The sequence below is a fragment of the Micromonospora echinofusca genome, from assembly GCF_017614955.1.
Taxonomy (GTDB): Bacteria; Actinomycetota; Actinomycetes; order Mycobacteriales; family Micromonosporaceae; genus Micromonospora; species Micromonospora echinofusca_A.
Genome location: NZ_WVUH01000052.1, coordinates 12,337 through 27,718 on the forward strand (window position 1 = coordinate 12,337; position 15,382 = coordinate 27,718).

General features: G+C 73.5%; 1 protein-coding gene. It reads right to left on the minus strand.

What is annotated here, in order from left to right:
* Positions 1–25: 25 nt before the first annotated feature.
* On the minus strand, positions 26–15,370 hold the full coding sequence (locus GSF22_RS08995; RefSeq protein WP_307803849.1) for a non-ribosomal peptide synthetase: 15,345 nt from the start codon (positions 15,368–15,370) through the stop codon (positions 26–28).
* Between the last annotated feature and the right edge of the window lie 12 nt (positions 15,371–15,382).

Below are 15,382 nucleotides of genomic sequence, written 5' to 3' on the forward strand. Positions count from 1 at the left end.
GGACCGGTCGGATCCACCATCACCGTCATGCGTTCGCCTCCTCGTGTCCGGCGTCCCGCCCCAACCGGTCCATCACCCGGTAGCCGGCGTCGCCGTTGGTCAACAGCACCAGCCCGGCCCCGTCGGGCACCCGGCCGGCGGTGAGCGCCCGGTAACCGGCGGTCCGGCCCCGGTGGCTGTACTCCACGACGCGCCCGGCCGGGGTGTCGACCGGATCGACCAGGCAGCCGAGGCCGTAGAGCCCACCGGGCCCCGGGGTGAGCAGCTCGGTGACGAGCTGCCGGCCCAGCAGGACGCTGTCCCCCCGGTGGGCGTGGTGGATCTCCCGGATGATCCGGGCCAGGTCGGTCACCGTGGTCCACAGTCCGGCCGCCGCCTCGTCCGGCCGACGCTGCCAGCCGTCCGGCAGTGGCCGGCCCTGCCCGTCGTGACCGAGGGCCACCGGTCGACCGCCGGTGACCGGGAAGTCCTGGTCGAAACTGCTGCCCGTCATCGCCAACGGCTCGAAGACCAGCTCGGCCATCAGGTCGGGGAACCGGGTCGCGGTCACGTCCACCATCACCTGCTGCACGACCAGGTAGTGGCTGTTGCGTTCCACCGCCACCGGGTCGGGCCGTTCCGCGGCCCGGACCTCCCCGGTGGGTACGCCCCGGCCGGTGAGCAGGTCGAGCAGGCTGGGCAGGGCGCCGCTGCGCGGGTACCCGTCGCTGCCGGTGGGGCTGAGCCCGGCGGCGTGACTGAGCAGCTGCCGCAGGCTGACCGGCCGGTCCGCCGGGAGCTGCCACGATTTCAGGTACGCGTTGACGTCGGTGTCCAGGTCGAGCAGTCCCCGGTGCGCCAGCGCCAGCGCGCCGATCGCGGTGACGGGTTTGCTGACCGAGCCGACCTGGAAGACCGTGTCCGGGGTGACCGGTGCGTCGCCGTCGGCGGTCAGCCGGCCGTGGGTACGCAGCTCGACCACCTCGCCGTCGACGATCCGGGCCAGCGCGGCACCCGGTACCGGGTGCCCGGCGAGCAGGCTCTCCCACGCCGGCAGGGTCGACGCCGGGGCGGCCGGCGACACGAGCGGAGCGGCCGGGGTGAGGGTGGCGGCCAGCTCGGCGAGGGTCCGGTCGAGCATCGCCGCCCGCAGGGTGAGCGGCAGTCCGGCCTCCCGGGCCGCCGTCACCACCGGTACGACCAGCAGGGAGTGACCGCCGAGGGCGAAGAACCGGTCGTGCCGACCGACCTGCCCGACGCCGAGCACGTCGGCCCAGATCCGGGCCAGGGTCTGCTCCGTGGGGGTGACCGGGGGCTGGTGCGTCCCGCCACCGGTCAGTTCGACGGCGGGCAGGGCCCGACGGTCGACCTTGCCGTTGGCGTTGAGCGGGATGGCGTCCAGCTCGACGAAGACCGCCGGCACCAGCGGTCCGGGCAGGTACCGGCCGCAGTGCGCGGCCAGGTCGTCGGCCGCCCCGACGTGGTACGCGACGAGCTGCCGGCCCCCGGCGGCGGCCGGTTCGGCGGTCACCACCGCGTCGCGTACCGCCGGGTGGGTGAGCAGCACCGCGCGGATCTCGCCGGGTTCCACCCGGTAGCCCCGGATCTTCACCTGGTCGTCGACCCGGCCGAGCAGGTCCAGTTGCCCGTCGGGCAGCCACCGGCCCAGGTCCCCGGTGCGGTAGAGCCGGCCGCCGTCGCCGAACGGGTCGGGGACGAACTTCGCGGCGGTCAGCCCGGGTCGGGCGGCGTACCCCCGGGCCAGCCCGGGACCGGCGAGGTACACCTCACCGACCACCCCGACCGGCACCGGGTGCAGGTCGGCGTCGAGGACGTAGGTGCGCATCCCGGCGAACGGCCGGCCGATCGGGGCGACGTCACCGGTCAGCGCCCCGGTGATCCGGTACCCGCCGACGGCCACCGTCGCCTCGGTCGGCCCGTACTCGTTGAGCAGCACGGCGTCCGGGGCGAGCGCGTGCCAGCGGGCGCAGGTCCGGCTGGTCAGCGCCTCCCCGCCGACCACCAGCAGCGGGGTCAGCGCGGCGGCCCGGTCGGCGTCGAGCTGCCCGGCGAGCAGGTCGAGGTGGCCCGGGGTGAGTTTGACGAAGCGGAACGGCCCGGCGGCGGCGAGCCGGGAGCCGAGTTCGTCGAGCCCGGCGTCGGCGGGGAGCAGCCAGAGCCGTTCCCCGGTGACCAGCGGCGCCCAGATGCTCGTCACGACCAGGTCGAAGGCGACCGAGGAGAAGAGCGCGGCCCCGCCGGTGGCGCCGGCGCCCGCCGGCTCCGCAGTCCCACCGGCGACCAGTTCCTCCGCCGCCCAGCCGAGGTAGTTGGCGAGGCTGCGGTGGCTGATCTGCACGCCGTTGGGGCGGCCCGTCGACCCGGACGTGAAGATCACGTACGCGAGCTGGTCGGGGTCGGTGGGTACGCCGGGCGGGTCGGCCGGCAGGGCGGCGATCCGGTCCGCGTCGGCGTCGGCGTCCAGCAGTACGGTCCGCGCCCCGGCGCACCGGTCGGCGTACCCGCTGGTGGTGACCACCACGGTCGCCCCGGCGTCGGCCAGCATCCCGGCGATCCGGTCGGCCGGGTACGACGGGTCGATCGGCAGGTACGCGCCACCGGCCTGCCAGACCCCGAGCAGGGTGGCGACCAGGTCGACGCTGCGGTCCAGCAGTACCCCGACGACCTGCTCCGGCCCGACCCCGTGGCCGCGCAGGTACCGGCCGATCCGGTTGGCCCGGGCGTACAGCGCGGCGTAGCTGGTGCCGTCCACCGCCTCGGCGTCGGGTACGGCGGCGACCTGCGCGGCGACCCGTTCCGGTACCGGTCGGGTGTCCACCGGGGCGGCCGAGAGCTGCCAGCCGGTCAGCAGGTCGTACCGTTCGGCGTCCGGCAGGTACGACTGACCGGGGTCACCGTCCGGGTCGGCCACCATCGCCGCCAGCACCAGCCGGTACATGGCCGCCAACCGGTCGGTGTCGGCCCGGCTCAGGTGGTGGCTGTCGGTGCTCAACTCGAACCGGCCGGCGCCGGCCGACACGGCGAGCGCGAACTCGCTGCTGGCCGCGCCGATCCGCTCCCCGGTGGCGGTCCGCTCCCCGACCACCTCGGTGAAGTCGAGGTAGCTGAAGTAGACGTCGGTCAGCCGGGCACCCCGGGCGGCGGCGGTCCGGATGGCCGGTGCCGGGTAGTGCCGGTGCGGCCACAGCTCGACCTCCCGGGCGTACACCCGGCCGACCAGGTCCCGCCAGTTGCGGGCCGTCCGGTCGTGCGGGAAGGGCAGCGTGTTCAGCGACATGGCGTACACCCGGTCGCTGCCGGCCAGGTCGGGCCGGGTGTGGCAGACCAGTCCGGTGTAGAACGACGCCTCGTCGGTGAGCCGGCTGAGCACGGTCAGGTGGGCGGCGTGCAGCACCGCCTTCAGCGACGTCCGGGTCGCCGAGGCCAGGGCCCGCAGCTGCGGTTCCAGGTCGGCGTACCCGACGACGGCCGTGTACGGCTGCCGGTCGGCCGACCGGTCCGGGGTCCAGGCGTCCGGCAGCCGGAACCTCGGGTACCGCTCGACGAGGTCCTGCCAGTACGCCCGGTCCTCCGGCGAGTCCAGGGCGCGTCGCTCGGCGGCGACGAAGTCGGCGAAGCGGACCTGCGGGGGGTCGACCGGCGGCGGGACGGTGCCCCGGCGCAGCGCGTGGTACCGGTCGAGGATCTCCACGACCAGGGCGTGCAGGCTCCAGCCCTCGATGACGACGTGGCAGATGGTCAGGGTGAGCCGCCAGGACGTGTCGGTCTCCAGGTGCGCGGTGAAGCGCAGCAGCGGCGCCCGGGTCACGTCGAACAGCCGCCGGTACTCGTCGCCGACGTGCCGGCGCACCGCCGCCCGCCGGTCCGCCTCGGGTAGCCCACGCAGGTCGACCGCGTCGACCGGTACCACCACCGTGGCGTGCACGAGCTGCATCGGCACCGAGTAGGAACCGGTGTCGACGGAGCTGCGCAGCACCTCGTGCCGGGCGACCACGTCGGCCACCGCGGCCCGCAGGGTGGCCAGGTCGAACGGCCGGTCGTCGGGGACGCCGAAGGAGGCCACGTTGTGGTAGTGGTGTTGCCCGTCGTTGTCGGCCAGCATCTCCAGCAGCATGCCGAGCTGCACCTGCGACAGCGGGTACGCGTCGGTCAGGCCGGCCGGCAGCCGGGCCAGGTCCGCCTCGGTGACCAGTTCGAAGGGCTCCACCAGCCGGTCGGCTGCCGGTACCGCCCCCCGGTCGGCGAGGACCGCGCAGAGCGCCCGGACCGTCGGTGCCCGGAACAGGTCGGCGACCGTGACGTCCAGTTCCGCCGCGCGCAGGGTGCTGGCCAGCACCAGGGCCCGGATGGAGTGCCCGCCGAGGTCGAAGAAGCTGGACTCGACACCCACCCGGGGCAGGCCGAGCACCTCCGCCCAGATCCCGGCGACCTGCTCCTCCAGCGGGTTGTTCGGGGCGACGTACCCGTGGTCGACGCCGCCGGTGGTCTCCGGCGCGGGCAGGGCGCGTCGGTCCAGTTTGCCGCTGTTGTTCAGCGGCAGCCGGTCCAGCGGCACGTACACCGCCGGGATCATGTAGTCCGGCAGGGTGCGGGCCAGTTCGGCGCGCAGCCGGGCCGGCTCGGGGTCCGGCCCGTCGCCGGTGACCAGGTAGGCGGTGAGCCGGGGGTCGCCGGGGACGTCCTCGCGGACGACCACCACCGCCTCCCGTACCCCGGGCAGCGCGGTGAGGGCGGCCTCGATCTCGCCCGGCTCGATCCGGTAGCCCCGGATCTTGACCTGGTGGTCGATCCGGCCGAGGAACTCCACACTCCCGTCGGGGAGCCGGCTGGCCAGGTCACCGGTGCGGTACATCCGGGCGCCGGCCGGGCCGTACGGGTCGGGCAGGAAGCGCTGGGCGGTCAGCTCCGGCTGGTTCAGGTAGCCCCGGGCCACCCCGTGCCCGGCCAGGTACACCTCGCCGGGTACCCCGATCGGGGCCGGCTGGCCGTCGCCGTCGAGCACGTACATCCGTACCCCGGTCAACGGCCGGCCGATCCGGCTGCCCGCCCCCGGGGCCAGGTCGGCCCGGGTGATCCGGTGGTAGGTGGAGTACACCGTGGTTTCGGTGATGCCGTACATGTTGACCAGCGCGACCCGGGCCAGGCCGAGCCGGGCCGTCCACGGGGTCAGCTCGCTGGCGTCCAGTTTCTCGCCGGCCACCACGACCGCCCGCAGGGACAGTTCCCGGGCACCGGGGGCGTCCTCGCCGACCAGCCGGACCAGTCCGCGCAGCGCGGTCGGGGTCTGCGCCAGCATGGTGACCCGCTGCGCCACCAACAGGTCGAGCAGGTCCTGCGGTACCCGGGCCACCTCGCGGGGGACCAGCACCAGCCGGCCGCCGTGGCACAGCGCTCCCCACAGCTCCCAGACGGAGACGTCGAAGGCGTACGAGTGGAACAGCGCCCACACGTCGGTGTCGTCGGCGGCGTAGTGCTCCTGGGCGGCGTCGAGCAGGCGCAGCACGTTGGCGTGGCTGACGCAGACGCCCTTGGGGCGGCCGGTCGAGCCGGAGGTGTAGATGACGTAGGCCAGGTCGTCGGGGTGCCGGCCGACCTGCGGCGGGGTCGCCGGCTGGCCGGTCAGGTCGTCGGTGTCGAGCAGGATCAGGTCCCCGGCGAAGCCGGCCAGCAGGTCGGCCTGCGCGCTGGTGGCCAGCACGGTGCGCGCCCCGGCGTCGGTCAGCATGTAGCCGATCCGGTCGGCGGGCTGGGCCGGGTCCAGGGGGAGGTACGCGGCACCGGCCCGGAGCACGCCGAGCAGCGCCGGAACCAGGTCGGCGTCCCGGTCCAGGCAGACCCCGACCACGGTCTCCCGGCCGACGCCGGCCGCGCGCAGCCGGTGCGCCAACCGGTTGGCGCGGGCGTCGAGCTGGGCGTAGGTCAGCTCGACGGTCCCGGCGACCACGGCCACCGCGTCCGGGGACTCGGCGGCCCGGGCCCGGACCCGCTCGTCCAGGCTGCCGGTGACCGGTGGTTCGGCTCCGGTCTCGGTGACCCCGAGCAGCCGGTCCCGTTCCGCGCCGGGTACGCAGACCGCGCGGGCGTCGCCGTCCGGGTCGGCGAGCATCGCCTCCAGCACCGCCCGGTACATGCCGGCGATCCGGTCCAGGTTGGCCCGGCTGAGCACGGCGGTCCGCGCGGAGAGCTGGTAGCGGCCCCGCTGGGCGAAGACGGACAGGTCGAACTCGGTGGCGCCGTCCCCGGCGTTGCCGACCACCGTCGGTGCCGTGCCGCCCCCGTCGCCGGCCGTGCCCTGTTCGGCACGGCTGAAGTCCTGGTAGTTGAACATCACGTGCAGCAGCCGGTGCCCGGCCTCGCGCTGGATCTCCGGCAGCGGGAACCGCCGGTGCGGCCAGAGCGCCACCTCGCGGTCGAAGACCGTGCCGATCAGTTCCCGCCAGGTGCCGGCACCCCGGTCGTACGGGAACGGCACGGTGTTCAGGTACATGCCGTGCACCTGGTCGGCGCCGGTCACCTCGGGCCGGGCGTCGCAGACCAGGCCGGCGTGGAAGGCCTGTTCGTTGGTGAGCTGGCTGAGCACCTTCAGGTGGGCGGCGTGCAGCACCGCCTTGACCGGTACGTCGGTGTCCCGGGCCAGGTCCCGCAGCGCGTCGTCCAGGTCGGTGAGGTCGACCGTGACGGCGACGGTCGGCTGTGGTGTGTCCGGCTCACCCCAGCCGGTCGGCAGGGTGAAAGGGGCGCGGCCGGACAGCACCGCCCGCCAGTGCTCCCGGTCGGCCGGCGAGTCCAGGGCGGCCCGTTCGGCGGCGACGAAGTCGGCGTACCGCACGGCGGGCCAATCGTTCGCCGGGGTGTGGCCGGACAACGCCGCCGGAACGTGTCCGGACGCGGCAACCGGGGCCGGGACCGGCGAGCCGTCCCGGCGGGCGTCGGCGTGGGCCGCGTAGCACTCCAGCAGTTCGGTGACCAGCCGGGCGCTGCTCCACCCCTCGGTGACGGCGTGGCAGATGGTGAAGGTCAACCACCAGCTCTCGTCGCTGTCCCGGTGGGCGGCCACCCGCAGCAGCGGGGCGGTAGCCGGGTCGAACACCTCGGCCCGTTCCGCCGCGATGAACTCCGCGAACCGGGCGGCCTGCCGGTCGGCCGGCACCCCCCGGCCGTCCTCGATGGACAGTGGCGGCTCGACGGTGGCGTGCACGAGCTGCATCGGCACCGAATAGCCGGTGAGGGCGAACGAGGTACGCAGGATCTCGTGCCGGTCGATCACGGTACGCACCGCGTCGCGCAGCGCCGCCGCGTCGAAGGGTCGTCCGTCCCGGACGTGGTGGGCGAGGACACTGTGGTACGCCGCCCGGTCCCCGCTGACCGACAGCTCCACCAGCATGCCGAGCTGGGTCTGCGCCGCCGGGTACGCGTCGACCAGCCCGGCCGGCAGCAGGGCCCGGTCGGCGGCGCTGATCAGCGCGTACGGCGCCACCGGCCGGAACGCCTCCGCCGGGCCGGTGGCCTCGGCGAGCGCGGCAGCCAGCCGGCGGACGGTGCGGTGGGCGAAGACGTCCCGCACGGTCACCTCGTGTCCGGCCGCGCGCAGCGCGCCGACCAGGGTGACCGCGAGCATCGAGTCGCCGCCGAGGTCGAAGAAGCTGTCCGTGGCGCCGACCTGCGCGACCCCGAGCACGGTGGCCCAGATCGCGGCGACCGCCGCCTCCACCTCGTCGGCCGGCGCCTGGTAGACACCGGTGGCGTAGCAGCCGGCGGCGGGGGCGGGGAGCTGCCGGCGGTCGATCTTGCCGTTCGGGTCGACCGGGACGGCGGGGATGGTGACGTAGGCGGCCGGGACCATCGCCTCCGGCAACCCGGCTAGCAGGTGCTCCCGCAACCCCGCCGGGGTCACCCCGGCATCGGCCACCACGTAACCGACCAGGGTCCGCCGACCCTCGGCCTCCCGCACCGACACCACCGCATCGGTCACCCCCGGGCAGGCCCGCAACGCCGCCTCGATCTCCCCCAACTCGATACGAACCCCGTGCAGCTTCACCTGCGCATCGATCCGACCCAGGAAGTCCACCGTCCCGTCCGGCCGCCACGCCGCCGCGTCCCCGGTCCGGTACAACCGCGACCCCGCCGGACCGAACGGATCCGGCACGAACCGCTCCGCCGTCAACCCCGGCCGGCGCAGGTACCCCCGGGCCAACCCGGCCCCGCCGATGTACAGCTCACCGGGGGCACCGACCGGTACCCGTTGCAGGTCGGCGTCGAGGACGTACAGGCGCAGGTTCGGGTGCGGGCCGCCCAGGGGTACCCGGGACAGCCCGGCCAGCGCCTCCGGCGTGCACGGCCAACTCGTCACGTCGATGGTCGCCTCGGCCGGCCCGTACGTGTTGTGCAGCTCGCAGCCGGGCAACGCGGCCAGGAAGGACCGGGCCACGTCGACCGGGATCTCCTCCCCACCGACCGCCACCGACCGCAGCGACCGGCAGCCGGTGAGCCCCTCCGCCAGCAGGGCGGAGAGCATCGACGGGATGAAGTGGACGGTGGTGACGCCCTCGCTGACGATCAGGTCCCGCAGGTACGCCGGGTCGCGGTGCCCACCCGGGCGGGCCACCACGATCCGCGCGCCGGCCGACAGCGCCGCGTACACCTCACCCGGCGACACGTCGAAACCGATCTCGGTCTTCTGGAGCACCACCGCGTTCTCGTCGAGCCGGTAGATCCGGTCGACGACGTGTGCCGTCCGGTTGACCAGGGCCCGGTGGGACATCAGCGAGCCCTTGGGCTGCCCGGTGGAGCCCGAGGTGTAGATGACGAAGGCGCCGCTGTCCGGGTCGGTCAACGGTTCGGGGTCGACCGGGGGCCGGTCGGCCCAGGCGTCCGGTTCGTCGATCAGTACCACCGTGGCGTCCACCGGCGGGAGCTGTGCCCGCAGGTCGGCGGTGGTCAGCAGCACCGGCGCCGCCGCGTCGGCCACCATGAACGCCAACCGCTCCGCCGGGTACGACGGATCCAACGGCAGGTACACCCCACCCGCCTTGTGCACGGCCAACATCGCCTGGACCTGCGCCACCGACCGGTGCGCACACACCCCGACCAGCACCTCCGGCCCCACCCCCAGATCCCGCAGATGACCGGCCAACCGGTTCGCCGCCGCGTTCAACTGCCCGTAGGTGACCTCGACACCATCATCGGTGACCGCCACCGCCTCCGGCCGCCGCGCCGCCTGCGCCTCGAACGCCGCCGGCACGTACCCACCGACCTCGACGGTCGGGCCGGGGGTGAACCGGGTGATCTCCGCCCGCTCCCCGTCGGGCAGCCGGACCGCCCGGGCGTCCCCGTCCGGGTCGGCCACCATCGCGGCCAGCACCGTGCGGTACATCGCACCGAGCCGGACCAGGGCGGTCGGGTCGGCGTACCGGCTGTCGCTGACCAGCCGGACCGTGCCGCCGCCGGTGCCGACGGAGAGCCCGAACTCGGTCGCCCCCGGGCCGCCCACCTCGACGGTCGCCCCGTCGGCGGGTCGGACCGGCCCGTCGGTGTCCTGCCGGGTCTCCACGTACCCGAAGACCACGTCGATGGGGCGGGAACCCGCGTCGGCCATCCGCTGCACCGCCGGCAACGGGTACCGCCGGTGCGGCCACAACTCCACCTCACGGTCGAACACCGACCGCACCAGCTCCCGCCACGTACCCGCACCCCGCGCGAACCCGAACGGCAGGATGTTGATGTACATCCCGTGCACCCGCTCCGCACCCCGCACCTCCGGCCGCGCGTCACACACCAACCCGGTGTAGAACGCCGACTCGGTGGTGAGCTGGCTCATCACCTTCAGGTGCGCCGCGTGCAGCACCGCCTTGACCGAGGTGCCGGTGCTGCTGGCGAGCTGCCGCACCGGGCCGTCCAGGTCGTGGACGTCCACCGTGTACCGGCAGACCGTCGCCGGGCCGGACCGGTCGCCGAAGGCGTCCGGCAGGGTGAACTTCCGGTGGCCGGTCACCACCGTCCGCCAGTACCCGGCGGTCTCCGCCGACGCCAGGGCGGCGAGTTCGCCGGCCACGTGGTCGGCGTACCGGACGGCCGGCGGCTCGACCTGCCGGGGCGGTTCGCCGGCACTGCGCCGCCGGTACTCACCGACCAGTTCGGTGAGCAGGGCGTTGAGGTCCCAGCCGCCGGTGACCAGGTGACTCAGGGTCACGGTCAGCCACCAGCCCCGGACGCCGTCGACGTGCGCGGTGACCCGCAGCAGCGGGGACGGGGAGTCCAGGTCGAAGGGGGTACGCCGCTCGGTGGCCAGGCACGCCTCGTACCCGGTGGCCGGGTGCACGGTGACCGGTACGGCGGCCGTGGCGTGCACGAGCTGCATCGGCACCGAGTAGCCGGTCAGGGCGAACGAGGTGCGCAGGGTCTCGTGCCGGGCGACCAGCCCGTCGACCGTGGCCTGGAGCGCGTCGGCGTCGAAGGGCCGCCCGTCGTCGACCCGGATCGACTGCACGACGTGGTACAGCGCCTTGCCCGGGTCCTTCTGGATCTCGACGGCCATGCCGATCTGGGCCTGCGTCGCCGGGTACGCGTCGACCAGCCCGGCCGGCAGCAGGGCCCGGTCGGCGGCGCCGATCAGCGCGTACGGCTCGACGGGGCGAAAGGAGCCCTCCTTGGGAGCCTGCGCCTCGGCGAGCGCGGTGGCCAGCCGGCGGATCGTCCGGTGGGCGAAGATGTCCCGCACGGTCACCTCGTGTCCGGCTGCGCGCAGCGCCCCGACCAGGGTGACCGCCGTCATCGAGTCGCCGCCGAGGTCGAAGAAGCTCTCGGTGACGCTGACCCGGTCCAGGTCGAGCACCCACGACCAGACCCCGGCCATGGCGGACTCCACCGGGCCGTTGGGTCGCACGTAGGCGCTGCGGACGAAGGCCCGGGCGTCCGGCGCCGGAAGCTGGCGACGGTCCACCTTGCCGTTCGGGTCGACCGGGACGGCGGGGATGGTGACGTAGGCGGCCGGGACCATCGCCTCCGGCAGGCCGGCCAGCAACTGCTCCCGCAACCCCGCCGGGGTCACCCCGGCATCGGCCACCACGTAACCGACCAGGGTCCGCCGACCCTCGGCCTCCCGCACCGACACCACCGCATCGGTCACCCCCGGGCAGGCCCGCAACGCCGCCTCGATCTCCCCCAACTCGATACGAACCCCGTGCAGCTTCACCTGCGCATCGATCCGACCCAGGAAGTCCACCGTCCCGTCCGGCCGCCACGCCGCCGCGTCCCCGGTCCGGTACAACCGCGACCCCGCCGGACCGAACGGATCCGGCACGAACCGCTCCGCCGTCAACCCCGGCCGGCGCAGGTACCCCCGGGCCAGGGCCACGCCACCGACGAACAGCTCACCGCGTACCCCCACCGGGACGGGTTGCAGGTCGGCGTCGAGCACCCGGAGGGTGACGTTGTCGAACGGGGTGCCGATCGGTACCCGGGACAGCCCGGCCAGCCCCTGCGGGGTGCAGAGCCACCCGGTCACGTCGATGGCGGCCTCGGCCGGGCCGTACGTGTTGTGCAGCTCGCAGCCGGGCAGCGCGGCCAGGAACGACCGGGCCACGTCGACCGGGATCTCCTCCCCACCGACCGCCACCGACCGCAGCGACCGGCACCGTCCGATCCCCTCGGCGAGCAGCGCCGCGAGCATGCTCGGCACCAGTTCCACCGCGGTGACGCCCTCGGCTGCGATCAAATCGCGCAGGTACGCCGGGTCGCGGTGCCCACCGGGGCGGGCTACCACGATCCGGGCACCCGCCGACAACGCCGCGTACACCTCACCCGGGGAGACGTCGAACCCGATCTCGGTCTTCTGGAGCAGTACCGCGTCCTCGTCGAGCCGGTACACCCGGTCGACGACGTGCGCGGTCCGGTTGACCAGCGCCCGGTGCGGGACCAGAGCCCCCTTGGGCTGCCCGGTGGAGCCGGAGGTGTAGATGACGTAGCAGCCGCTGTCCGGTGCGGTGACCGGCGCCGGGTCGGTGGCCGGCTGGTCGGCCCAGGCAGCAGCCTGGTCCAGCAGCACCACCGTGGCGTCCGTGGCCGGCAGGTGCGCCCGCAGGTCGGCGGTGGTCAGCAGCACCGGAGCCGCCGCGTCGGCCACCATGAACGCCAACCGCTCCGCCGGATACGACGGATCCAACGGCAGGTACACCCCACCCGCCTTGTGCACCGCCAGCATCGCCTGGACCTGCGCCACCGACCGGTGCGCACACACCCCGACCAGCACCTCCGGCCCCACACCCAGATCCCGCAGGTGACGGGCCAACCGGTTCGCCGCCGCGTTCACCTGCCCGTAGGTGAACGACACCCCGTCAGCGGTGACCGCCACCGCCTCCGGCCGCCGCGCCGCCTGCGCCTCGAACGCCGCCGGCACGTACCCACCGAGGTCGGTGGTGATGTCACCGGCCGACCAGCCCGCGATGCTGTCGCGTTCCGCCGGGGGCAGGTGGACGGCGACCGCGTCCCCGTCCGGGTCGGCCACCATCGCGGCCAGCACCTGCCGGAACATCGCCCCGATCCGGGTGAGCGTGGCCGGGCCGAAGACGTGGCTGTCGGCGACCAGGTCCAGGAAGCCGCTGGCGGCGGTCACCTGGAGGGCGAACTCGGTGCCGCCCTCACCGGCGATGGCCTCGAAGTCCACCGAGTCGTCGGTCATCACCCCGGAGCGGCGGAACTCGGTGTAGTCGAAGACCACGTCGATGGGGCGGGAACCCGCGTCGGCCATCCGCTGCACCGCCGGCAACGGGTACCGCCGGTGCGGCCACAACTCCACCTCACGGTCGAACACCGACCGCACCAGCTCCCGCCACGTACCCGCACCCCGCGCGAACCCGAACGGCAGGATGTTGATGTACATCCCGTGCACCCGCTCCGCACCCCGCACCTCCGGCCGCGCGTCACACACCAGACCGGTGTAGAACCGCCGCTGGTCCGTGAGCTGGCTCATCACCTTCAGGTGCGCCGCGTGCAGGACGGCCTTCGGTGACACATCGAGGGTGGAGGCGAGGGCCCGCAGCCGCTGCTCCAGGTCCTGGTAGCTGACCCGGGTACGCAGGCTCTCCCGGGGCGCGTCCGGACGGCCCCAGCCCTCCGGGGTGGCGAACCGGGCGTACCCGGTGGTGATGTTCCGCCAGTACGCCTCGTCCGTACCGCCGGAGAGGGAGGCCAGTTCGGCGGCGACGAAGTCGGCGTACCTGACCGCGACCGGTTCCGGCGACTCGGGCACCATGCCGGCGCAGCGTCGCTCGTAGCAGCCGAGCAGCTCGACCAGGAGATTGTTCAGGTCCCAGCCGCCGGTGACCAGGTGACTCAGCGCCACGGTCAGCCACCAGCCGTGCCCGTCGGTGCGGTGCGCGGAGACCCGCAGCAGCGGGGCCGGCTGTTCCGGGTCGAAGGGGCGGGCCCGTTCGGTGTCGACGTACGCCCGCAGCCGGGCCTCGATGTCGTCACCGGCCAGGTCGACCACGGTGACGTCGACCGGCACGTCGGCGTGCACGAGCTGCATCGGCACCGAGTAGCGGCTGAAGTCGAACGAGGTGCGCAGGGTGTCGTGCCGGCCGACCACGTCCCGGACCGCCGTCCGCAGCGCGTCCGCGTCGAACGAACGTCCACTGTGTACCCGGAAGCAGCGCACGATGTGGTAGAGCGACTTCGCCGGTTCCTTCTGGATCTCCACGGCCATGCCGACCTGGGCCTGCACGGCCGGGTACGCGTCGGCGAGGCCGTCCGGGAGCAGGGCCCGGTCCTCGGCGCCGATCAGGCTGAACGGGGCGACCGCCTGGAACGCCGGTACGACCTCGGTGGTCTCCTTCGCGGTGAGGTGCGCGGCGAGCGCGGCGACGGTGCGGTGCACGAAGACGTCGCGGACCGCCACGGCGAAGCCGGCCGAACGGAGGGCCCCGACCAGGGCGACCGCCCGCAGGGAGTCACCGCCGAGGTCGAAGAAGCTGGCGGTGACGCTGACCCGGTCCAGGCCCAACACCTGACACCAGATCCCCGCCAACCGCTGCTCAAGCTCCGAACCCGCCTCCACGAACTCACCCCGGGCCGGCACACCCACCGCCAACAACGCAGCCCGGTCCACCTTCCCGTTCGCGTTCAACGGAACCGACTCCACCGCCACCAGATCCGCCGGCACCATGTACTCCGGCAACATCTCCGAACACCGCGCCCGGATCCGCTCCACCAGATCCGACGCCACCGGCAGCACCGGCCGGTAGAACACCACCAACCGCGCATCACCCTCAACAGCGGAACCCGAGACCAGGGCGACCACGTCACCCACACCCTCGACACCCGCCACCACCGACTCGATCTCACCCAACTCGATCCGGTAACCCCGAACCTTCACCTGATGATCGACCCGACCCACGAACTCCACATCACCAGCCGCCGACCGACGCACCAGATCCCCGGTCCGATACAACCGCGACCCGTCACCCGCAAACGGATCCGGCACGAACCGCTCCGCCGTCAGAACCGGCTGCCCCGCATAACCCCGCGCAACACCCACACCACCCACATACAGCTCGCCCGTCACACCCACCGGACACAACTGCATGCCCGGATCCAGCACGAGCATCGACATCCCCGGCAACGCCCGACCAATCGGCACCACAGACGCCGACTGCTCAGCATGGATCGGAAAAACACACGTACCCACCGACGCCTCCGTCGGCCCGTACTCGTTCACCAACCCACCCGGACCCAACAAACCCAGCCAGCGGTTCGCCAAACCCGCCGACAACGCCTCACCCGCCACCACAATCGTGGGCGCAAGCGCAGCAGCCCGCTCATCCGACAACTGCCGACCCAGGATCTCCAGATGACCCGGCGTCAACTTCAGGAAACTGAACGGCCCGAACCCGGACAACACCCGACCCAACTCGGCCAGATCCAGATCCTGATCCACCATCAGCACCCGCTGACCCGCCACCAACGGCGCCCACACATTCGGCACCTGCAAGTCGAACGCCACCGACGAAAACGCCGCACAACCACCAGAACCCTGCGACGCCAACACCGACGCCGCCCACCGCACATGATTCGCCAAACCCCGATGCGTCACCTGCACACCCTTGGGCCGACCCGTCGAACCCGACGTGAAAATCACATACGCCAACTCATCCAGATCAGTCGACCGACCCGGCAACACCTCCGGACCGGAGACGGTCTCCGGCACGTCCTCCACCCGCAACACCCGCACACCGGCGCCGTCCCCGGCGAACCGGTCCGCGTACCGGCCCGAGGTCACCGCGACGGTCGCACCCGCATCGGCGAGCATGCCCGCGATCCGGCCCGACGGGTACGACGGATCCAACGGCACGAACGCCGCCCCCGCCTTCCACACCCCCAACAGAGA